The organism is Paenibacillus sp. GM2 (assembly GCF_900069005.2).
Taxonomy (GTDB): domain Bacteria; phylum Bacillota; class Bacilli; order Paenibacillales; family Paenibacillaceae; genus Fontibacillus.
This window is the reverse complement of record NZ_LN831278.1, coordinates 189,398-211,235: the sequence shown is the minus strand read 5'-3', so window position 1 is coordinate 211,235 and position 21,838 is coordinate 189,398. Positions and strand designations below refer to the sequence as shown.

The following is a 21,838-nucleotide window of genomic DNA, read 5'->3' as shown; positions in this document are numbered from 1 at the left end:
GCATGAAGTTGCGCTGCTCTATAATTCATCCCGAACCCTAATTTTGTTCGTTACTGCCTGGGCCCCTTCGCGCGCAATTTCGATCCCGTCCGCGAAGGCACAGTCCTGTACGACATTTGGACGCCGGGAACGCGAACTCCGCTGCGTAAAAATCAGCTTATCGGCGGTGCAGCCGCGGATTTGCACGCCATCGGTATTAATCAGCATCGTACCGCACTGGGGATAATTCTTCGTCTTCACGATGTGCACATCCTCGAGCGTCAGGTCAGAGACCTTGGAGCGGGCAATCATCCAGCAGCCGGAGTGCCGCTTCACAGCAATCCTTCTGGCGCTCTCCCCCCAGGTTGGCCCGCTGTTGGCAAAGGAAATCAGGCCGGAATTTCCGATATAGGTCAAATCGTGCTCGAACTGGCCGTGCGTGACAAAGGCGCCATGATAGTCGCCGTCGCCGTGGCAGTTCTCGACCATACAATAGGCGCTGCCAGTAAAGTCGTTCAGATGGCGCGCATTGCTGGTCGTACAGTCACGTACCTTGCCATACAAACAATGAATTTGCTGCGTTAAATAACCCGTGCCGCCTACGATCACCTCCACGGGATTAACAAGCGTGCAGCCCTCGGTCACATAATGGGTATTGTGCCTGCGCATAATGACAGGCCAATAGGTATGATAAGCCTTAAGCCCGGAGGCGTTGCATTCCACCGCATACTCGAAGGCTAAGGGCTGGGCGCCTTGCTGCTCGCCTCCAGCATTTCCCCAGAACACCATATTGCGCACATGGATCTGGCGCACAGGCTGGGCTTTCTGATAAGTAAGCAGGCGTCCTTCAGCAAGCTCCCAGCCCATTTTATAGTTAAACCGGACATGTGTCGCATCGATAATCTCCGTCACCATCAGCAGCTTGTCGATCTCCTTTTCTTCCTTGCCGGCCAAAGGATTTACCGTCACCACCCACCATTCGTATAGCCGGAAGGCGCTGCTGTCCGCAACCTCGAAGATATCCTCCAGCTCCCGCAGCGGTTCGGTCAGTGTTAACTGCTGTGTGCTCCCGGTAAGTCTGCCGCAGAAATGCATAATAGCGCCAAAAGGATCATTAGGCTGTGCGGGCTCGATGCCATCCGCAGTAACCGTGCAGTTGTTGAAGTCCAGCTCCAGCCCGCTGCGGTGAAATTTGTGCCGCTTCGTAAAGCGCAGATCCGTATAGCCCTCAATCCGCTTGATCTCCGGATCGTTCACCATCGCCTCAAGCGCCTGATCTGCAGGCCGCTCGGGGCCAAAGATACCAAAGTAGCGAAAATCGCCTACGCCGCCATGCAGCAGCCGCCATCTTCCAGGAGGCAACGGGGCGCTCACCTCACCTGGAGACACGCCGGGGATCCTGGCGGCCCCCTGTCCCGCAAGCCCGGCTTCGTCAGCACGCCGCATGTCCTCAGGCGCGATCACCGTGCCGCCGTTATGGCTTAGCATACAATCCGGCTGCCACTCCAGCCTTGCAGCGATTCCCCCTGACCCCACGTGCTCAGGCAAGCAGGACAGAACGGCGGTATCGCCGTTCTGCAGCTCCTCCATCGGCAGAGCCATTAACTCATCAATCGAATCGATATGATAGATCACAAGTATCCCTCCGTTCGCCCGATAGAAGGCAACGTTATTTTATCGCTTCGTTCCATCTTTGCAGCGCCGCCGTTTTAATTTCCATCAGCTCCGGCAGCCCCATTTTGTCCAGTGTCCCAATATAGCTGTTGAAGTTATCCAGGCTCTCCTCGCCAATAATGAACTTCGTCGTCATCAGATTGACATATGAGAACAGATCGTTCTCAATGACATTTCCTCTCTCCGATTCCTTCGTTGTGTAGCGGGCATTCACCGGATACGCATCCCGGTAATACGGAACCTGATTCTGGTTGACCTGATTCACCTTCATCTCCATGAGAGGGTAGTTCGCCGGGATAGCCATGAAATCCAGCAGCCCAGGCAGCTCCATATTGACGGAGACCGATTTGTTAATATCCCCGAAGCCCGTAATCGGTGGAATCCATTCATATTGGGCCTTGCTGTCGTCTGTATATTTCCAATGCTCGCCTTCATAACCCAGGAAGACTGTATTGCCATAGAAGCCGTCTACCGCGTTCTCCTCTGTCGCGTAGAACATATCGAGCAGCCGGATCGCAGCCTCCGGATATTTGCATTTATCCGTGATAACAGCACGGCTGGTGTATAGATTATCCGGCGTCTTCACAACCCGCTTATCATTCGTCGGAGAGGTGAGCGGAACCAGGCTAAGCTGCTCCGTTTTGGTCGTCTCAGGGTCAAGCAGGGTTGGAGAAGCGTTGTATACGCCCACCAATCCGCCCTTCACCTTGGCTTGCCACTGCTGTGAGGTTTGAGTGGAGAACTCCCGGTCGATCAGGCCCTCTTTATACAGCTTGTTGGCGTAAGCCAGAAACTCCTTATACTCAGGCATCGCCGGCACATAGACAACTTCGCCCGCATCGTTAACATCAAAGCCGATGCCGCCGGTCATTCCGGTAAACGCAGGAATCAGCAGGTTCTGCATGGCGATCAGGCCAACGCCGGAGAACGGAATCTCGTCATTCGGATCGCCGTTGCCGTTCGCATCCTGCTCCTTGAACGCCTTCAGCATCGTATAGAGCTCATCCGTCGTCGTTGGAGGAGTCTCGATACCGACATTCTTCATCCACTGCTCATCAAAAAAGCTAAGATGCCCCTGTGTAGTCGCCGTCTTGAAGTAGTAAGGCAGACCGTAGATTTTCCCATCCATCGAAGTTACAGCAGCTCGGACAGACGGCTCCTTAGCAAGCAGCGCCTTAATATTCGGCGCATACTTATCGATCAGATCGGTTAGGTCAAGGAAAATCCCCTGTGGGCCATAGGTCTCTTCATCGGTCTTCTCCGCGCCCCTCAGGATAATGTCGGCATATTCCCCGCCAACCAGCGCGATATTCTTCTTCTCATTAAAGGTGTCGCCCTCAGCCAGCTCGAACTTCAGATCAATGTTGGTCTTCTCCGCCAACCGTTTGAAGATCTCCAGCTCGCTCCATTCGGTGCCGCCCGGGTCCTTCTTGCCCATCACCGTCAACGTAATTCGGTCCTTTGTAATCGGATATTCGCCAACCGGATTCATATAATCCGGCCCTGCACCCGCCGGCCCTTCGTTGTTCGAGGCCGAGGAATTATTCTTCGTCCCTGTACCCGAATTCGAGTTGGATGATGCAGAACAGCCCATCATTGAGGCGAACATCAGAATCAGAACCATAAACCCTGCGAAGCTTCTTGCTTTTACCCCTCTTTTCATTCCCTTGCTCCTCCTTTATTTAGGTTTATATTGTCAGCCCTTGACCGATCCAAGCGTGACCCCTTTGACAAAATACTTCTGGACAAAAGGGTACATCGCCATCACCGGCAAAGACGCAATGACGATCAGGGCATACTTGATCTGCTCCGCCGCCCACAGCTCCTCCTGCAGCAATCCTGCCGTATCGCCGCCCTGCTGCAGCAGATTGGCGTTGAATTGACTCTTCAGCAGCGTCTCACGCAGCACAATCTGCAGCGGCTGCCACTGCTCATCCCGAATGTAGATCAGAGCGGTGAAGTAGCCGTTCCAGTGAGCGACGGCGCTGAACAAGGCCATAACGGCCACGATGGCCGAGGATAGCGGGAGCACGACCTGCAGGAACAAGCGAATGTTGGAGCAGCCGTCAATCTGCGCCGCCTCCTGAACCTCCGTCGGGATCGTTGTCTGAAAGAAAGTCCTTGTAATAATGATGTTAGTCATGGATGTAGCCCCCAGAATGACCATCACCCAGGGTGAGTTGTATAACCCTACGCTCTTCACCGTCATAAACGTCGGAATAAGTCCGCCGGAGAAGAACATCGTGATGAGGAACATAATGGTAAAAAATTTGCCCCCTACAAAATCCTTGCGCGATAGCGCATACCCCGCCAGCACGGTCACCATAACATTGATTGCCGTTCCGCCAGCCGTATAGAGAATCGTGTTGAAGTATCCTCTGAGTATGCTGTTATCATGGAAAATGCTCTTATAGCCGGCGAAGGAAATATCCTTGGGCCATAGCAGCATTTTGCCGGAATTGACCAGGTCCGGATTACTAATCGAAGCGCTTACAATAAACCATAACGGATACAGCGTGAGCAGCAAAATAGCAACCAGGATAACCATGTTCGTTGTATTAAAAAGCTTATCGGCCTTCGTCTCTTGTACTTGCACAAAAACTCCTCCTTACCACAATGAGGTCTCGCCGACTTTGCGGGCGATTCTATTAACCATGATGAGCAGAGCCAGATTGATGAGGTTGTTGAACAGGCCGACCGCGGACGATAAGCTGTATTGCGCCTTCTGAATCCCCAGCTTGTACACATAGGTGGAAATGACCTCCGAGCTGGCGATATTGATATCCTTCTGCATCAGCAGCACCTTCTCGAAGCTCAGGTTCATAATCCCGCCGACACTGATAATCAGCATAATAATGATCGTCGGCATGATCGCCGGAATATTGACGTGGATGACCCGCTGGAGGCGTGTCGCTCCATCGATCGTAGCTGCCTCATGCAGCTCGGGCGATACTCCGGCCAGCGCCGCAAAATAGATGACCGAACCGTACCCTGTCGCCTGCCATACGCCTGACCATACATACATATGATCGAATAACGCTTCCTTTTGCAGAAATAATACCGGTTCGAGGCCAAATAATCCTGTCAGTTGGTTGACCAGCCCCGAGTTGGAGAAGAACAGATCGATCATGCCTACCAGAACAACGGTGGAGATGAAGTAGGGCATATAAGTAATATTCTGCACCAGCTTCTTGAACCGGGTACCGCGAACCTCGTTGATCATCAGCGCCAGTATAATCGGAGCCGGAAAGCTGATAAGCAAATAATACAGGGAGATCCGGATGGTATTCCAGAAGATTTCACCGAACCGCACCGAGCTAAAGAAGGTTATAAAGTGCTTCAATAGGGGATCGGCCCACGGACTGCCTCCAAAGCCCTTCGTAGCGATAAAATCCTTGAACGCGATCTGCACGCCGTACATTGGAATATAAGCAAATATAAAAAAGTACAAAAATGCCGGTAGTATAAATAAGTATAACGCCTTGTTGCGTTTCACCATCAGCCATTTATAATTCCTGCCCGCTGCCGTCCTTGTATGGGTTGCACCCGCAGGAGCCCGCTGCTTCTTGGCTATTAACAAATTGTTCCCCTCCTGTTGTAAATGAATGAGGCTGCTATCCGTCGACGATAACCTGCCCTAATCATAAGAGGAGCCTACCCATCCGTAAATCGCCGTTATTTAATTCCGACACTCAAAATTTATAATCTTAAAAAATGAATGCCCAGCTTAAATGATGATCGTTTACGAACAGAGACCCTCCGCATATACTGTCCTTACTGTGTAAGCCGGGCTGTGGATAGTTCGTTACGTCAAGAGCAATCCCCGGCTTGCTGATTACTGTGAGATTGTTGCTGGGGGGGCTGGAGTTGAACATTCTGCTTATTATTGTCGCCATTCTGCTGTTCGCAGGGCAGACGCTGTCGATGAAGCTGATCAGGGCACAGCATTTACGAGACAGATTACTGATCAATGCCGGGTTTACACTAATCGCATCTGCGGGATTGCTGTTGTTCAGTCTCGTTCAGCCCGATATTCGGCAAATTAGTGTTAATACGTGGGTGTTAGGAAGCTTGTTTGGCCTTTGCTTCACGCTGACGATCATTTTCTATAATCTGGCGATCAGCACAGGGCCGCTCTCTTACACGGCCTTCTACTTCTCGGCAAGCATGATTATCCCGGCGCTCACCGGCATAGCTGCTTTTGGCGAAGCGCTGAAGCTTACCGTCGTCGTGGCGGTGCTGCTGTTCCTGGCCGCCTTTTATTTCATTAGTAAAAATCCCGATAATAGCGAGCCAAGGGGCCATGCAGATCCAGTGAGGAATGGGAGTCGATCAAGGTGGAAATTGTACTGCCTGTTAACCTTCTTGAGCAACGGCATGTTAGCGGTTATTCAGCGGTTCCATCAATTCAGAATGGAGGGCACCGAGTCCAAGGGGCTGATGCTGGTTGGCTTCTTATTTGCCTGTCTGTTTTATACATTGACTTATACAGTACTGGCCGTTAGGGGGAATAAAAAAGAACGCCTCTCCCTATCCCGGGAAAGCGCTCTGCTGTATCAAAATATATTGCCGCTCCTACTGCTGGCAGCTACTTCGCTAATGGGCAATCTAATCCTCACCTATTTGGCCGGAGTGGTCCCCAGCTCCTATTTGTTCCCGCTCGTGCAAGGAAGCATGATCGTGTCGATTACCCTATGTTCGATGTTTATCTTCCGCGAGAAGCTCAGCCGCCTGGGCCGGATCGGCATCTCGCTTGGTGTGCTGGCGATTGTGGTCATCAACTTATAAAAAAATATACGACCTCGTGACCGATTGCTGCAGCTCAGACGCCAGCTCGCTTCTGCAGCGGAAGCATTCGATATTCCCTCTTATATAAAACATAGAAGTGTGTTTTATTCTGAAAGCCCACCTGTTCGATGATGTCATTCACCGGCATTTGAGTTGATTCTATGAGCAGGTTGGCGGCCAGAATCTTTTGCTTATTCACTAATTCCGTAAAGGTGGAGCCCGTCTTCTTCTTGATGATATTGCTCAAGTAATTTTTGTTATAGCCCAGCTTTTGTGCCGCCGTGCTCAACGTAATATCGCGATATTCCTGTTCGATGAGCTGCAGCGTGTTAAGCGCTACGTTATGGGTCTCTGAATAGATGCTCTGGACCTCATCAGACAGATATGTGTCGCACTTGCGAACCAGCTCGGTGAAAAGAATAGGCAGGTACAGCGTGATAATCCTGGTAGAAAACTCCTCATCCCGGAAATATTCGGTGATGATTTGTTCCAGGATTCGCCGGATATGCGGAATACTCGCACTCTTGAAAATAATATATTTCTTCATCGGATTGCCATCAACCGCTGATCGCAACAGGAAATCAAAGACCAGACTATTCTTCTTCTTGATTCCCGTAAGCCATTCCAGATTGATATTCTGATCACGGAACAAAATGTTGATAAGAATATCATCCTCCCCCAGCGCCTGAATCGAATGACTGGAGCTTGTATCAAGCAGCAGCAATTCGCCCTCCTGCAGCAGTTCCTCCTTGCCCTCAATGACCTGACAGCAATTCCCCTGCAGCATATAGTTCAGCTCCAGAAATTGATGCGAGTGAAGAGGGTAATCGGCAAAACGATTATGCCGGCTAACATAAATATCCTTGTTCCTGAAAAAATACTCATTCAGCAAATTCATATGGCCATCTTCTTTGGAGAACGAGTAGTGCGGGTAGTCCATAATGAACTGGCCGGTTCCTTTCTGCTGTCTCTCTATGCTGTTGATCTGGTAGATCTGTCTCCTGATCGCCTCATCCATCCCGATCACAACCTGTAAATTTGATACTTTTATCATAATCTCCCGTCATTGTAAACGCAATTTCCCAAACATATATTGGTGGTAATCACTTTAATAAACGTGAATATGCGTTATTACGCTGCGGTGATCCTGGCACATGAGTGGACAACGGGTCAAAAGAACCGCTTTACCAAGAGGGGACGGGATTGACATGAAGAGCTACCTTGCAGTGGATATCGGCGCTTCCAGCGGACGGCTTATGCTTGGCAACGTGGTGGAAGGCAAGCTGCGGGTTCGCGAGGTGCATCGCTTCAAGAATAGCTTCTCCCTTCGCGACGGGCATGAGCGCTGGGATATCGACGGACTTATTGGCGGGATCTTCACCGGATTAGAGAAGCTGCGGCAAGAAGGCCTCACAGAATGCACGTTAGGCATCGATACCTGGGCGGTGGATTACGTGCTTGTTGGGCCGAATAGCGAGAAGCTGGCCGACCCGATCAGCTATCGGGACCGCCGCACCGCCGGCAAAATCACCGAGCTGACCGCAAAAATACCGAAGCAAGATATTTACGAGAGAACCGGCATCCAATTTCTTGAGCTCAACACGTTGTACCAGTTGTATGCAGAGGAGCCGGAACGCATCAGGCAAGCGGAGCAAATTCTGCTCATCCCCGATTATATCGGCTACGTGCTGACCGGCAGAAGAGTTGCTGAGGCGACCAATGCTTCCACCATGCAAATGCTGAATTTACGCGAACAGAACTTCGATCGGGAGTTATTGAATTTTCTAAAAATAGATCGCAATCAATTTGCGGAGCTTACCGATGCAGGCACCTATCTGGGGAGCTCCAATCAAAATGGCATGAGAGGTACGATATCCCCGCTTGCCATGTAATTACAGTGGCTACTCATGATACCGCCTCTGCGGTAGTTGGAACCCCGGCTCTGGGCAAGAACTGGGCCTTCCTGAGCAGCGGCACCTGGTCGTTGATTGGAATGGAGCTGCCCGAGCCCGTGTGTGAGCCGATAGCTTTTGCAGAGAACTATACCAATGAATGGGGCGCATACGGCACCTATCGCTTCCTGAAGAACATTATGGGGTTATGGATGGTGCAGGAGATCGCCAGAAATACGGATTACAAATACAGCTTCGCGGAAATGGCCGACCAGGCCAGCCAATATCCGCCCTTCAGGCAGTTGATTGACGTTAATGATCCGCGCTTCAACCATCCGGGTCATATGATCACCGAGATTCAGGACTACTGCCGCGAGACGGGCCAGGAGATTCCCGGGTCAATCGGTGAATTGACCCATTGCGTGTACGGCAGTCTGGCGCTGCGTTATGCCAAGGAGCTGGAACAAATGAAGCGAATGACCGGGCGTGAAATCGATTCGCTCTACATCGTTGGCGGCGGCAGCCATGTGGCGATGCTTAACCAATGGACCGCCAATCTGGCAGGGATCACGGTCTACGCCGGCCCTTCCGAAGCGACAGCAATCGGAAACCTATGCGTGCAAATGATTGCTGACCATGAGCTGGGGAATGTGCGGGAAGCGCGTGAGCTGATTCGGAATTCTTGTGCCATCGAAGAGTACCCACCACAACAAGGGGATACATCCCTTATCCTAAAAGCCTATAACGAGATCATCAGCAATAAATAAATGGGAGGCCATATTGATGAGTCAAGTTGAAGCATGTTATCAAGCAGCGAAGGAACGTTATGCAGCCATCGGAGTCGACACGGACCAAGCGCTGGAGAAGCTGCAAAAGGTTAAGATTTCAGTACATTGTTGGCAGGGGGATGATGTGAAGGGCTTCATGAACCCCCGCGGCGATTTGACGGGCGGTATTATGGCCACCGGTCATTATCCCGGCGCAGCCAGAACAGCGGAGGAGCTGCGCGCCGACCTGGAGCAAGCCTTCTCCCTCATTCCAGGCAAGCACAAAGTGAACCTGCATGCGATCTATAGGGATACCTCCGAGAAAGTGGACCTGAATGAGCTGGAGCCCAAGCATTTTGCAACTTGGGTTGATTGGGCGAAGAAGCAAGGGCTGGGGCTCGACTTCAACCCAACATTCTTTTCTCATCCGATGTTTAAAGATAACTACACCCTAGCCTCCCCGGACAAAAGCGTTCGCGATTTCTGGGTGGAGCACGGCAAACGTACCCGTAAGATCGCTGCGTATTTCGGTAAAGAGCTTGGCCAGACAAGCATCAACAATTTCTGGGTTCCCGATGGGATGAAGGATAATCCGATCGACCGCCTGGCGCCGCGTCAACGCCTGATGGATGCTCTGGACGAAATATTTGCCGAGAAGCTGGATGAAGCCTATACGCAGGAATCGGTCGAAAGCAAGCTGTTTGGTATCGGTGCCGAAGCTTATACAGTCGGATCGCATGAATTTTATATGGGCTACGGTATTACGCGCAATAAGCTGATCTGTCTGGATGCCGGACACTTCCATCCGACGGAGGTTATCTCCAATAAGCTCTCTTCACTGGCGCTGTTCAGCAAGGGAATTATGCTGCATGTCAGCCGTCCGGTTCGCTGGGATAGCGACCATGTCGTATTGATGGATGACGAGCTAATGGAGATCGGGCGTGAGCTGGTGCGCAACGATCTGCTGAAGGTTACCCATATCGGACTCGATTTCTTCGATGCCACGATCAACCGTGTAGCGGCCTGGGTAGTCGGCACGCGCAACACGCAGAAGGCTCTGCTAAGGGCCTTCCTGGAGCCAACCGAAGAACTGAAGAAGCTGGAACTGGCGAACGACTTCACCGCACGAATGGTCATCACTGAGGAATTGAAGGATTTCCCTTATGGCGATATATGGAACCATTTTTGTGAAATTAATGGCGTACCTGTAGGTCTGGAGTGGTTCAAGAAAGCACAAGCTTACGAAGAAGGGGTACTTCTGAAGCGATAGAGTCATTAAATATAGAAGTTGAACGCTCCGGCTGCTTGGCTCTGGATCTTTACCCGTTCAACGAGAAATCGCACCGAGAGGAGGACATCATCCGTCATGGAAAGAATCGCATGCATCATGTATTTACTTCCGGGGAATCAATTTGAATATCACAAACGCCATAATCAGCTATGGTCGGACATGAAGCAGGCCCTGAAGGAACACGGCGCTTCCAACTACTCGATCTTCCTCGATCAGGAGTCCGATACCCTGTTCGCTTATCTGGAGGTTGAGAGTCAAGCCGATTTCGATAAAATCGCAGAGACAGACATCTGCAAAAAATGGTGGGCTTATATGGCCCCCATTATGAAGTCCAATCCCGACAACAGCCCTGTGACGAAAAACCTGAAGCAAGTGTTCTACTTGCCATGAATCAAAAAGGAGCCGCAGACCTGCGGCTCCTTTTCACTATTCGCAAAACATCCGTTATTCCATAGCACGCCGCTTCAGCGCTCACTAATGTGTGTTCTAATTGAGCACTGCATAACGATCTCTAACGAAACGTAGTATCGTTATTTGCACCAAATCGGCCCGCTTGGAATTTTAACGAATCCGTTATTCCAAGCACGCCGCTTCAGCGTTCACTAATGCGTGTTCTAATTGAGCACTGCATAACGATCTCTAACGAAACGTGGTATCGCTATTTGCACCAAATCGGCCCGCTTGGAATTTTAACGAAACAGGATATCGTTATTGAGCCAAATAAGCAGCTTTTACCCCTTTTTTTGTCCGAATAATGATATGGTGTTTCGTTAGATTTTATTCACGTCTGTTTTGGCCCTAATAGCGATATGGTGTTTCGTTAGAAGACGGAATAAGGAGCAAACGGCCGCATGTCCACATAAAGGTGCTCTTCGATGGAGGTAACGAGTGGTCCTTCTATGTTCTTCACTATGTTCTTATTGTACTCACACGCTTTCCGGCAGCAGCGGATAAAGGAATCGAGAAAGGTTACTGGAATCTAAGGCAATCCACGATCCTACTTACGTCTTACGTCATCCCCCAGACAAACATCAATGAAAAACCGCAGGATGCAAGCTCGGTCAGTTATGCACGCTCTGCGGTAAACTTTTTTCTTCAGATTATCTTCTATACCTTCTATATATACTATCCTCTAATTAGCCCAGCTTTTGACCGCAATTCGGACAGAAATTAGCACCTTCGTTCTTCGCGCCGCAGTTTGGACAGAAGTTCGGTTTAGCGCCGCCTGCTTGTGGAGCCGAAGGGGTGTTGACGGGCTGCTGGGATGGGCTCCCGGCGGCTGACTGCGGATTCTCACCTTGATTTGTACCTTGATTCATATTTTTCATCATTTCATTCGCCATGTTCATTCCCATCATCATCCCGGCCATATCCGAAGCTGCGCCACCGCCCTGCAATTTACCGGAGGCCATGGCATCGGTGATGCTGACTTGCTGATATTTCTGCAAGTTGCCGATCATTTCATGGGATGCCGTCTTCGTGATCATATCCTGAATTTCTTGTGGATAATTGAAGCTCATCACCTGGAAGCCTGTGATTGTCATACCATTCGCCATAACTTCCATATCCAGATCCTCGCGAATCCCCTTGGCGATGTCGGAGGCATTAGCCTGCAGATTGAACATGTCCTTGCCTTCGCGACTGATCCACTTCATTAATAGCTGATCCAGTATGGAAGTGATGCGGATCTTGACGTCCTCAACAAGGTAGCTCTCCTTCATTCCGGCGATTCGATCGATCAGCGTCACATAATCATTGACTTTAAAATTGAACGTACCGTTCGCACGAATCGGCATGCCGCCTGGAAGCTGCGCAGTCGGGATCAGAATCGGATTCTGGGTCCCCCATCTCACAGTAAATTCCTTCGTGTTCACGAAGAGGACTTCCACCCTCATACCGCTGTTAAAGCCAAACTTGAAGCCTTTTAGCGTAGATAAGAACGGAATGATCTCGGATTCGATGTTATACTCTCCGTCTTCCTGGAAAATCCCCTCGATCTTGCCGCCATTCATAAAAATAGCGTCCTGACCTGCACGGATAATCAGCTTACTGCCCTTCTTGATCTCCCGGTTGCTCCACTTCCAGAAGATCATATCATCACGGAACTCTTCCCATTCTACAACGTTGGCAAATTGATTCTTAAAAAATCCCATCTAAATCCCCTCCCAAAATTTCTTATCGTTTTTGTTTAAAAAACCGGTCTATCCGCACCGTAGCCATAGCATGTACTTTCGATATGGCGCTTCAGTGAATTCAGCGGGCATTTTGAGCTCCCCTGATATTCAGAACGAGCCTCTGCTGCCGCTGTGCGAGTGTCCCCCGCCGGTAATTCCGCCACCGCCGCCTCCACCGGAACTGCTGGAGCTGCCGGAGCTTTTCTCGATCTTTTGCTTCGTGACCGTTGTCCGAATGTACCGATCCTCCTTGCCCACGATCCCTGACGTACTGCCATCCTCATAGGTTTGCCGGCTCACCGTGACACGTCCGCCAGTACGAGCAGCCATAGTACCAACTACTATGGCTCCAATCGCCAAGGCCAGGGCCAATTGGAACCAAATATTAAACATAATATTGTCCGGGTTCACCCCGGGCTTGAAGCCTAAATATTTATAGGACGTTCTGATATATTTCTCGAATCCTTGCCCATAATTGCCCTCGGAGAAATCCGGTGTTATCTTGCCGCGGATCTTATCTAGTCTATCATCGCCCAAATAATCCTTTGCTTTATAGAATCCGGCCAGATACACCTCGCGATTCCTCATATCCAGTGTTAGAAGGACCGCATTGCCATGCGGCTTATCGTACCCCGGTGCCTGAGTATCATAGAACTTTTCCGTAATCGCTACGACATCCAGGTTCTGATCATTATGGGTGGTAATAATTATAATGTCCGTGTCTCTTTTGGCTCCTAATTCATTAGCCAGCTTATTCAGCTTAAGATATTCATCCTCTGTAAGCAGATTCGCTTTATCGAAGATTAATTTTTTCGTCTCTTCAGCTGCAGCAAATGGAGCCGGGCCAAACAGATATCCGGCCAGAAGCAGCAGAACGGCCGCTAAACCTAGTAATGCACCACCACGTTTCTTCATAGAAACCCTCCCCCCATCGCCCAAGAGATAAGCTTAAGTGCCAGGAAGGAAAAGCTGGTAACACCGGCAAACCATGCTGCCACCTTCCCCATGCTAAGCGGGGGCTTGCCTACCACTTTGCCTGTCTGGCCATTCATCGCGAAGGTGTAGCTCTTGCGGTTAAAGTCGTATTGGAACATCCAGACCGGCACCATACAGCACTCTGCATTCCTCATTTTCGTATCAATCTGCCTATCGGTAAAATGGAAGGTCGTATATCCCGATACGGATGAAGAGATTGACTCTTCGATATACTGCCTGATCTTATCCTTAGCCCGTGGCAGCAGATCCGTCTCGGTATAGCTGTACTTCTCCGCTGCATAACCGGCCAAATAAGGAGTCTTGAAGCTCTTAAGTTGTTCATAGGGAAAGGGCTCCAGGCGATCCATCAGCTTATCATCCATCTTCTTCGAGGCATCGATCGGTACGCGTAAATAGTTCAGACGCAACCCCCGATAGATATCAAAATGCTTCGTTTCCGTGTAGCGGTAATCCCCCATGGTATACGTCCGCACCTTCGTCGCATGTCCATGGGCATCCACCTTGTTATGTAATTCATACAACCAGAAGGGGATATACACTCCTGTCATCCCTTTGATCCGATTGGCGGCCATAAATCCGCTTGGGGTCAGCAGGCCATTTCTGCACCATTTCTTGAAAGCCTGCGTCGCCTGCTCCTTACTGATCGAGAAGGGAATCACTAACGAGGGGGCGAGCCTCCCGCTCAAGCGATCGCCAAGAACGACAGCGGAACCACAGAAATTACACGTCGTAGCCGCTGTGTCCACATCTGCAATAATGACCGCACCGCAGCTTGTGCAATGGTATTCCTGCACTTCTCCTGCCTGGATTGTCTGCTGGCCAAGAGGATCCTGGCTCTGCTCGATATTATCCTGTCTGCCGCAGCTATGGCAGGTCAGTGTTCCTTTCTCCGAATCAAAGACCATACCGCCGCCGCAATTCGGACACTTGTACTCAATTACGTTCATCTGCTCACCTCAATCACATTAAAATAACCAAAAACAAGATTACTTGTTATTCGGATCATCCTTCCGAAGCTCGGCCAGCGCTTCCGCCTCATGGATCGCCCGTGTCATCCGCTCTTCAATGTCCCGGAACGAGGCCTGACCGGAGGATAGACCGTCAGAACTCAATTCCTGTTGGAGTCTGGTTTCAGCCAGCTTTCCCTTCAGTTCGATTCGTCTCTGCTCCAGCGCTGCCAGATCCGCTATCAGTCTATCCTGAACCTGCTTCATGCTGGCCGCCTTTGAAGCAGCCAGATTGTAGGCATTCTGCAGGTCATTTAGCCTCTCGCCAAGCTTCCCTGCTTGCTCCAGAAACTTCCGCGATTCAGCCTCATTGCCTGCTTCTACCGATTTATCTGCATATCGCTGCATTTTTATGATTTCGGCACAGCACTCGTCCAGCGCGTTCTTTGCCCTTCGCTCCTCCGCGAGCAAAGAAGCCGTCTCTGCTTTCACTTTCCCCAGATCACTGTTTAAGCTGCGCATATACTCGTCCATCGACTTTCCAGGATCATCCGATTGATCTCTCCAAGAGTTTACATTGGCTCTCGTCATATTCTTCAGTCTTGAAAAAATCCCCACCAATTACCGCTCCCTTCCTAGAAGTACATCTTCCATATAATACAGCAGTTCCAGGCAAAAAGTTTCAATCGGGGGCAATACAATATATAACATACCTTCATTGCTTCCCGGCATCAAGGTAAATTCGCACCCCGAAATTGGCTTCATAAGTGCTAATTATGCAGGCTCATAATAACCTGATTTGAGTCTGCCTTGGTGAAGTCGGAATATATTTGCTAGAATCAAAAATAATACTTTATGTCTAATCGGAGGGTACCCATGTCTTATGAAGCCTTCAGAAGAGCGAACTCCCTTCTTAACCAACATATCTCACGAATTAGCGGGAATCAGGCAGGTTTCAAAATTCACTATTGGGGCTTCATGCCTCTTCATTACAACAACTCTCTGCACCGGCACTCCTTTTTTGAAATTTGCTACGTGTTGGAGGGCGCCGGCGAGTACACAGACAACGGTGTCGATTATCCATTGCAGACTGGAACTTTATTCTGTTCTAAGCCCGGGGTATGGCATCAAATTCGCAGTGAACAGGGCCTTGCTTTGTTTTTTGTAGCTTTTGAAGTCGATGAATCGCAGACCTCTGAAGCTTATACAAGAGGCTTCCGCAGCATAGCTCACCATGGCAAGATTATCGCCAGCCCGGAAGACGCTCAGATCACAGCGCAGATTTGGCAGACGATTCTAGACCTGATCGGGAGTACACGGCCTATCCCTGGAGACATGCTGCAGCACCTTGTCCTCTCGCTATTTCTATCCTTTCTGCATGGACTCTCTTCCGCGCCGAATATAAATGACGATGCTCTAAATGAGGACACCGAAGAGCATCGTCAGTGGAGACGAGCCAAGCTTTATATAGAGGATAATCTCTCTTCACCTTTACGAATGGAGCAGGTCTCTCAAGAGCTTGGTATTTCCTCGCGGCACTTATCCAGGCTGTTCCGCACCCAGTTAGGCCAAACCTTTGTGCATTATGTGCAGGAACGAAGGGTACAAAAGGCCAAAGAATGGCTGCTTAATAGTGACTTAGCTATCAAGGATATCGCTGAACGCGCCGGGTTTGAATCGGTCCATTATTTTACCCGTGTATTTACAAGAAAGCTGGGCGTTGCCCCGGCCAAGTTCCGAAAAGCTCAATTTACGGATGGACGGCAAAATAGAAAGCAGACCTGACTCGGTTTTCCACACCGCGCGCAGCTCCCAGCGCGCGGTGCTTCGCTGCATGACGGCGGTCGGTCAACCACATATCCTCTCACTCGCTCTCACTCGCAATGTCCGAATTGTACAAAAAACAGGGGCCTGTTTCTAAAGATTTACGTCTTAATTCTCCTTACAATGAAGCTAATCATTTGTATAGGAGTGTGGCTTGAATGTTTCAAAAAAAGCCTGTCAACCCCGTTCGTTCTTATCCGATCCAGCCTGATTCGGCGATACCTTATGCTAAGGCTGGCTTGCAGCAAGGATATGAAGCGATATCCGCCCCATTGATCTCTCTGGCCGAGCAGGCTCGGCCTGACCTCATTCACATCGCTCTTGATGGAACTCATGGAGCCCAGTTCCAGCCGGTTCTGCACAGCATGATCGAAGCGCTTGAGCAACAGGGCTACTCCACTCTTGTCTTGGATACAAGCCGCTTTATCAAGACAAGTGAGGTCCTGCGTCAGCATTTTCAGCAGAATATTACGGATAACCGCGCCTTCGGCTATTTCACAGGAGGGACGATTGAAGATTATTTTCGGCCCAACGCCAAGCAGGAGGCCATCAGTACCCTACATGATGCGAGAACAGCCGCTCATTCTTCCAGACCACTTTGTGTCATCACCTATGGTCCTGGTGCTTATTGGCTGGGCGACGGTAATTTCGACATTGCCTACTTCCTGGATATCTCACGCGAGCATCAGCAAATCGAGTACAAGCAGCAGCTGTTGAATTTCGGATTCGATAAGAACGAAGATGACACAGAGAAGTACAAAATAGCGCTGTTTGTGGAATGGCCTATTTTTGAAACCTATCGCAAGCAGATTTTGAACGCTGTCCACTACTATATCGATATGAATCAACCTGAGGCTCCCGTGATGACAACAACCTGTACGCTGCGTCAAATGATCTCCAGTATCGCTCAGGCGCCTATGCGTGTGAAGCCGTTTTTTGCGCCAGGGGTTTGGGGTGGTCAGTACCTCAAAAAAATCGCCGATCTGCCCGCAGATTGGGTCAACTGCGCGTGGAGCTTTGAACCGATCGCTCCGGAGAACTCTATCATCATGGAATATGAAGGCAAGCAGATCGAAGTTCCCTTTCTCCTGATCATGCACTATGAACATGCCTCGATTCTCGGAGAACGGCTCGTTAAGCTATTTGGCGATTATTTTCCGATTCGCTTTGACTATCTGGATACGATGGATGGCAGTAATTTGTCCTGTCAGGTTCATCCGAAGCAGGAATATATCCGTAACCAGTTCAACGAGTTCATGGCGCAGCAGGAGTCCTATTATATTATGGAGAATAAGGGCAGCTCCGAGGTGTACCTGGGGCTGACGGAGTCCTGTACCAAAGAGGGCTTCTATACCGCTGTCCAAACCGCTCAAGAGACTGGAATCCCGATGGAGATCACGGATTATGTTAACTCTTATCCTGCGAAGAAGGGCGATCTCTTCCTTATCCCAACTGGAACAGTACACGCCTCGGGCAAAGATAATCTAGTGCTTGAAATCTCATCTACTACATGGTGGTTCACCTTCAAAATCTATGATTATCTGCGTCAGGGCCTGGACGGAAAACCACGCCCCATCAATATCGATCATGCGTTTGAGAATATCGACTTCTTCAAGAAGACGAACTGGGTTGAGGAGCATCTTATTCCATCCCCAACCCTGCTGCGGTCGCAGAACGGTAACGAGGAGTATTTATTAGGTCAGCATGCTGATTTACTGTTTTATGTCCATCGAGTGCATTTGCATGATACATGGGAGGATCATACGAACGCTGAAATGGTGATGTACAATCTCGTCGAGGGCGAACAGGTACGGATCATATCATGCGCGGATGAATCTGTGCAGGTTGAGTTGAAATATGCTGAATCCTATATTCTGCCTGCCCACTTCGGAGCTTACCGAATCGTTAATCTTGGCAATGGGCCATGCAAACTGATTAAAGCAGGCGTATCCCAGACCTGGGATGTGAGTCTCATTGAAGCGTAACATCGTTATTGCGCTTGATGTAGGGGGAAGCTATATCAAAAGCTGCATCCTGCTGAACCATGTCCCTATAACCGCTAGCCAGAAGGAATTTCCCTCGTTGGCAGACCAAGACCAGGAGACGATTATCGAGCAATTGATTCATATTTTTAAATACCAGGCGGATTTTTACCATTCGCAATTCATAGAACAAGACGGTCATTGGCGGATCGGTTTGGCCTTTCCCGGCCCCTTTGATTATAAGCAAGGCATTTGCTACGTTCAGGGATTGGATAAATTCGAATCGCTTTACGGATATCATGTAAAAGAGGCCTTATATGAGCGGCTGGCACAAGAACAAGGCTCCTGGGCGCGACCGCTTCAATCGGCAGAGATCAGGTTTGAGAATGATGCCAGATTATTTGCGTTAGGCTTTAGCACGAATTATCCGCAGGCTCGCTTCATGGCGCTAACTTTAGGCACCGGACTGGGCTCTGCTTATATCGACAAATCCACCATCATGGATCATTCCCAGGGCATTCCGGCCAACGGCTGGCTGTACAATCAACCTTACCGTGATGGAATCGTGGATGATGCTTTCTCCAAGCGGGGAATCCTCCAGCTCGCCCGCAGTCTGGGGGTGATGAAGCCTGATCTCGATGTGAAGGAGCTGGCTGAAGATGCTATAGCCGGTGATCGTTTATCCCAAGAGGTTTTTATGGAGTTTGGCCATCGCCTGGCTGATATGCTTATTCCGTACATTCAGGCCTATCAACCCGATCTTCTCGTATTTGGAGGACAGCTCTCCAAAAGCTTTCATTTATTCAGCGGGGCCCTGCAAAGCTTCGCCGATCAGCATCGCATTCAAATACACACCTCAGAACGGATGCTAGAAAACACATTCCTGGGTATTTCACATATGTTCCGCTTTTGTCACAAACTTTAAAGGAGAGATCTACATGCCAAGTCAAAAACCGTGGAAAATTTACGCCATACATCATTCTCATACGGATATCGGGTATACGGAACGCCAAGAGAAAATCCAGCAATACCATGTAAATTTCATACGTCAGGCCCTGCAAATTTTACGTGAAATTCGTTCAGGTCGCCACCCGGAATGGGCAGGCTTTAAATGGGTATGTGAGACATTTTGGCCGGTTGAATCCTTTATGAAGAGAGCAAGCGAGCAGGAAAAGGCGGAATTTGCAGCGGCAGTTCGCCACGGTGAGATCGGTCTCTCCGGAACCTACCTCAATATGAGCGAATTGATGGACAAGGAGCTGCTAGAGTCAATGATCGGACGCATTCAAAGCTATGGGAAGTCTATTGAGGCTCCGGTTACATCCGCCATGACAGCCGATATTACCGGCTTTGGCTGGGGATATGGCCAGGTCCTGCTCGATGCCGGCATTCAAAACCTGATGACCTGTATTCATACGCACCATTCCATGTACCCCCTATGGAAGAAGCAGCAGCCCTTCTGGTGGGAAATGCCCAGCGGCGAACGGCTGTTAACCTGGAATGGCGAGCACTATATGTTCGGCAATGATCTCGGATTGATCCCGGGCATCGGCGGCTCCTATACTATCAAGGATGAACTCGACACCAGCCAAGGCGTGACCTTCGAGATCGCAGAGACGCGAATCCAGCGTTATATTCAACGCTTGGAGCAGGATGGCTATGCGTTCCGCTTCGCTCCGGTCATGTTCTCCGGCTTGCCGACGGACAATGGCTCTCCTAATCCACAAGTCATGGAGTTCATCCAGCAGTGGAACGCCAAGCATGGGGAACAGATCATGATCGTATCGTCGACTTTAGAGGAATTCTTCACGGAAGTCCGGGAACATGCGGCAAACCATCCCGAGGATATCCCGGTCCATCGCGGCGATTGGCCGGATTGGTGGACGGATGGCGTAGGATCAACGCCAAAGCATGTGCAGGTCTACCGCGAAGCTGTACGTGCGTATCACAAGGTGAAGAGATTAGATCCATATTGCCAGACCGTATCCCCGGATACCATGAGGGATATCGAATATCAACTTGCCTTGTTTGCAGAGCATACGTGGGGATACCATTCCTCGGTCACCGAGCCGTGGAATCCATTTGTTCAGGAATTAGGCGTGCGCAAAGAAGCCTTTGCGGCAAATGCGAGCGCTGCGGCACATCGCGCGCTCTATGACATTCTGGAGCATAAGGGAGAGGCACTTCTATCTCCACATCGACCGATGAAATTCAAGCTATTCAATCCCTTCGACTTCGTTCAGGAGGATTTTGCCCAGCTTATAATGGAGAGCTGGCACTACAGCTTGATTAAAGATGGATTTGAGGTGCGAGATGTAGACACTGGCGAATTGTACCCTTCACAGCTCCGGCTCGCCTCGCGTGGCGTCATTATAAGCATTCCCGTTACCCTTCAGCCCGGGGAGGAGAAAACCGTCCATATTCAGGCCGTTCCATCCAGTAAATTCAGAACCGCCTACCGCAACGACTATGTTGGAGCTGACCGAATGATGGATCTCGATGTGACGAGTGATGTACGGGCATTCAAGGTGACCTCGACCTATATAGACACCCCGTTTGTCCACATCACATGGGCCAAAGGAGATGGCATTACCTCCTGGGTCGATAAACGCATGGACAAGGAAATGCTGCGTCAGGATCGCCATCACCACGCCTTTACACCCGTATATGATGTAACCCGGGCAGCCAAGGTCGAGGATCAGTACGAGGTGCGGCGCAAAATGGGGCGTAATCGCAAAGGCTCTGATGCTGTTACTTCAACGGGAGTACTCACGAAAGCCGAAGTCATCACCGAAGGCGATGTGTACGGCACCGTGGAATTAACCTTCGAGGTAGCCGGCTGCTCTCATTATTCGCTGCTTGTTACAGCTTACGCCCAGCATCCTCGGGTGGATGTCGCGGCTCGTATCCACAAGGATAGCATCTGGGATCCGGAGAACTTATATATCTCTCTGCCTTTTGGAAGTCCAGCTGTAAGTAAAACCGAGGAGCTATGGATCGATAAAATGAATGCCCTGACTCGTCCGCGCAAAGACCAATTGACAGGCAGCTTGGCGGATTACTATTGCGTAGGCGAAGGTGCTGCTTATGTATCGGCTGATCATGGCACCGCGATAGCCATGCCGGATACGCCGCTCATTCAACTCGGTTCATTGAATCATCAGTTTCGCCTGCTCCACGGCGACACCAAGCTGCAGCAAGACCCCGCTCATTTATATGCCTGGCCGATGAATAATTATTGGGAGACCAACTTCGCGGCGACCTTGGGCGGATTTTACGAATTTCGCTATCTTGTAGCTTGGGGAGAGCAATACCAGACTCAGGAAGCCGCCATGGATGCGTGTCGCAGCATGAATGCCGGTATTCTGACCTGGAGGGTTCGCTAATCTGCTGAATTTGCAAGGCATATTATTAGTAAATCGTTGTTTACAGAGCGTCGATCGCTTGATCGATGCTCTTTGCTATTTTCTCCAGCATATACTTTGCAGTTTTTGACCTCCGTCAAAGTAACGCTTCGAAATATC

The 21,838-nt window shown here is 50.1% G+C and carries 16 protein-coding genes and 1 pseudogene; 8 read left to right on the top strand and 9 right to left on the bottom strand.

Annotation, left to right across the window (positions count from 1 at the left end):
* Window positions 1-18: 18 nt before the first annotated feature.
* The 4 genes from BN1360_RS07750 to BN1360_RS07735 are packed head-to-tail and all read right to left on the bottom strand — an operon-like array spanning window position 19 to window position 5,227.
* Window positions 19-1,614, bottom strand: a complete 1,596-nt coding sequence (locus tag BN1360_RS07750; RefSeq protein ID WP_068779305.1) for a hypothetical protein — start codon at window positions 1,612-1,614, stop codon at window positions 19-21.
* A 34-nt stretch (window positions 1,615-1,648) separates the two neighbouring features.
* Entirely contained in the window at window positions 1,649-3,316 is a 1,668-nt protein-coding gene (locus tag BN1360_RS07745) for an extracellular solute-binding protein (protein ID WP_229520903.1), read from the bottom strand.
* A 33-nt stretch (window positions 3,317-3,349) separates the two neighbouring features.
* Window positions 3,350-4,249, bottom strand: a complete 900-nt coding sequence (locus BN1360_RS07740; protein WP_229520902.1) for a carbohydrate ABC transporter permease — start codon at window positions 4,247-4,249, stop codon at window positions 3,350-3,352.
* Window positions 4,250-4,261: 12 nt separating this feature from the next.
* Complete coding sequence (locus BN1360_RS07735; protein WP_068779472.1) at window positions 4,262-5,227, bottom strand: ABC transporter permease; 966 nt, start codon at window positions 5,225-5,227, stop codon at window positions 4,262-4,264.
* Window positions 5,228-5,493: 266 nt separating this feature from the next.
* On the opposite strand from BN1360_RS07735, the gene BN1360_RS07730 reads away from it, so the two are divergent.
* Complete coding sequence (locus BN1360_RS07730; protein WP_195714242.1) at window positions 5,494-6,441, top strand: hypothetical protein; 948 nt, start codon at window positions 5,494-5,496, stop codon at window positions 6,439-6,441.
* 34 nt (window positions 6,442-6,475) lie between these two features.
* Here BN1360_RS07730 and BN1360_RS07725 read toward each other — a convergent pair whose 3' ends face one another.
* Window positions 6,476-7,459, bottom strand: a complete 984-nt coding sequence (locus tag BN1360_RS07725) for an AraC family transcriptional regulator (RefSeq protein ID WP_068779471.1) — start codon at window positions 7,457-7,459, stop codon at window positions 6,476-6,478.
* A gap of 190 nt (window positions 7,460-7,649) precedes the next feature.
* On the opposite strand from BN1360_RS07725, the pseudogene rhaB reads away from it, so the two are divergent.
* The 3 genes and pseudogenes from rhaB (at window position 7,650) to rhaM (ending at window position 10,781) form a co-directional block, all read left to right on the top strand.
* Window positions 7,650-9,100, top strand: a pseudogene (rhaB, locus tag BN1360_RS07720) (rhamnulokinase).
* Between the two features lie 16 nt (window positions 9,101-9,116).
* Window positions 9,117-10,370, top strand: a complete 1,254-nt coding sequence (rhaA, locus tag BN1360_RS07715) for an L-rhamnose isomerase (RefSeq protein WP_068779303.1) — start codon at window positions 9,117-9,119, stop codon at window positions 10,368-10,370.
* 96 nt (window positions 10,371-10,466) lie between these two features.
* A complete protein-coding gene (gene rhaM, locus BN1360_RS07710; RefSeq protein ID WP_068779302.1) occupies window positions 10,467-10,781 on the top strand; it encodes an L-rhamnose mutarotase in 315 nt (104 codons plus the stop codon).
* A 746-nt stretch (window positions 10,782-11,527) separates the two neighbouring features.
* Here rhaM and BN1360_RS07705 read toward each other — a convergent pair.
* The 4 genes from BN1360_RS07705 to BN1360_RS07690 all read right to left on the bottom strand — a co-directional run bounded on the left by BN1360_RS07705 (window position 11,528) and on the right by BN1360_RS07690 (window position 15,126).
* The gene (locus BN1360_RS07705; RefSeq protein ID WP_068779301.1) at window positions 11,528-12,544 is read right to left on the bottom strand and encodes an SPFH domain-containing protein; all 1,017 of its coding nucleotides are present in this window, start codon (window positions 12,542-12,544) and stop codon (window positions 11,528-11,530) included.
* A 129-nt stretch (window positions 12,545-12,673) separates the two neighbouring features.
* Window positions 12,674-13,480, bottom strand: a complete 807-nt coding sequence (locus BN1360_RS07700; protein WP_068779300.1) for a TPM domain-containing protein — start codon at window positions 13,478-13,480, stop codon at window positions 12,674-12,676.
* Window positions 13,477-14,508: a primosomal protein N' gene (locus tag BN1360_RS07695; RefSeq protein ID WP_068779299.1), complete on the bottom strand. Its 1,032-nt coding sequence runs from the start codon at window positions 14,506-14,508 to the stop codon at window positions 13,477-13,479. The genes BN1360_RS07700 and BN1360_RS07695 overlap by 4 nt, the downstream gene beginning before the upstream one ends.
* Before the next feature lie 39 nt (window positions 14,509-14,547).
* Entirely contained in the window at window positions 14,548-15,126 is a 579-nt protein-coding gene (locus tag BN1360_RS07690; protein WP_082789987.1) for a PspA/IM30 family protein, read from the bottom strand.
* 258 nt (window positions 15,127-15,384) lie between these two features.
* On the opposite strand from BN1360_RS07690, the gene BN1360_RS07685 reads away from it, so the two are divergent.
* The 4 genes from BN1360_RS07685 (at window position 15,385) to BN1360_RS07670 (ending at window position 21,700) form a co-directional block, all read left to right on the top strand.
* A complete protein-coding gene (locus tag BN1360_RS07685) occupies window positions 15,385-16,293 on the top strand; it encodes a helix-turn-helix domain-containing protein (RefSeq protein ID WP_068779298.1) in 909 nt (302 codons plus the stop codon).
* 197 nt (window positions 16,294-16,490) lie between these two features.
* Window positions 16,491-18,317, top strand: a complete 1,827-nt coding sequence (locus BN1360_RS07680; RefSeq protein WP_068779297.1) for a class I mannose-6-phosphate isomerase — start codon at window positions 16,491-16,493, stop codon at window positions 18,315-18,317.
* Entirely contained in the window at window positions 18,307-19,239 is a 933-nt protein-coding gene (locus BN1360_RS07675; RefSeq protein ID WP_068779296.1) for an ROK family protein, read from the top strand. Before BN1360_RS07680 ends, BN1360_RS07675 begins: the two co-directional genes overlap by 11 nt.
* Before the next feature lie 13 nt (window positions 19,240-19,252).
* Window positions 19,253-21,700 carry a glycoside hydrolase family 38 N-terminal domain-containing protein gene (locus tag BN1360_RS07670; RefSeq protein ID WP_068779295.1) on the top strand — a complete coding sequence of 816 codons (2,448 nt, stop codon included), beginning with the start codon at window positions 19,253-19,255 and terminating at the stop codon, window positions 21,698-21,700.
* Window positions 21,701-21,838: the final 138 nt, after the last annotated feature.

Coding starts and splice junctions, on each gene's coding strand:
- BN1360_RS07705 (WP_068779301.1), bottom strand. CDS start 12,544: ATGGGATTTTTTAAGAATCAATTTGCCAACGTTGTAGAATGGGAAGAG.
- BN1360_RS07685 (WP_068779298.1), top strand. CDS start 15,385: ATGTCTTATGAAGCCTTCAGAAGAGCGAACTCCCTTCTTAACCAACAT.
- rhaA (WP_068779303.1), top strand. CDS start 9,117: ATGAGTCAAGTTGAAGCATGTTATCAAGCAGCGAAGGAACGTTATGCA.
- BN1360_RS07695 (WP_068779299.1), bottom strand. CDS start 14,508: ATGAACGTAATTGAGTACAAGTGTCCGAATTGCGGCGGCGGTATGGTC.
- rhaM (WP_068779302.1), top strand. CDS start 10,467: ATGGAAAGAATCGCATGCATCATGTATTTACTTCCGGGGAATCAATTT.
- BN1360_RS07725 (WP_068779471.1), bottom strand. CDS start 7,459: ATGGATGAGGCGATCAGGAGACAGATCTACCAGATCAACAGCATAGAG.
- BN1360_RS07745 (WP_229520903.1), bottom strand. CDS start 3,316: ATGAAAAGAGGGGTAAAAGCAAGAAGCTTCGCAGGGTTTATGGTTCTG.
- BN1360_RS07680 (WP_068779297.1), top strand. CDS start 16,491: ATGTTTCAAAAAAAGCCTGTCAACCCCGTTCGTTCTTATCCGATCCAG.
- BN1360_RS07700 (WP_068779300.1), bottom strand. CDS start 13,480: ATGAAGAAACGTGGTGGTGCATTACTAGGTTTAGCGGCCGTTCTGCTG.
- BN1360_RS07670 (WP_068779295.1), top strand. CDS start 19,253: ATGCCAAGTCAAAAACCGTGGAAAATTTACGCCATACATCATTCTCAT.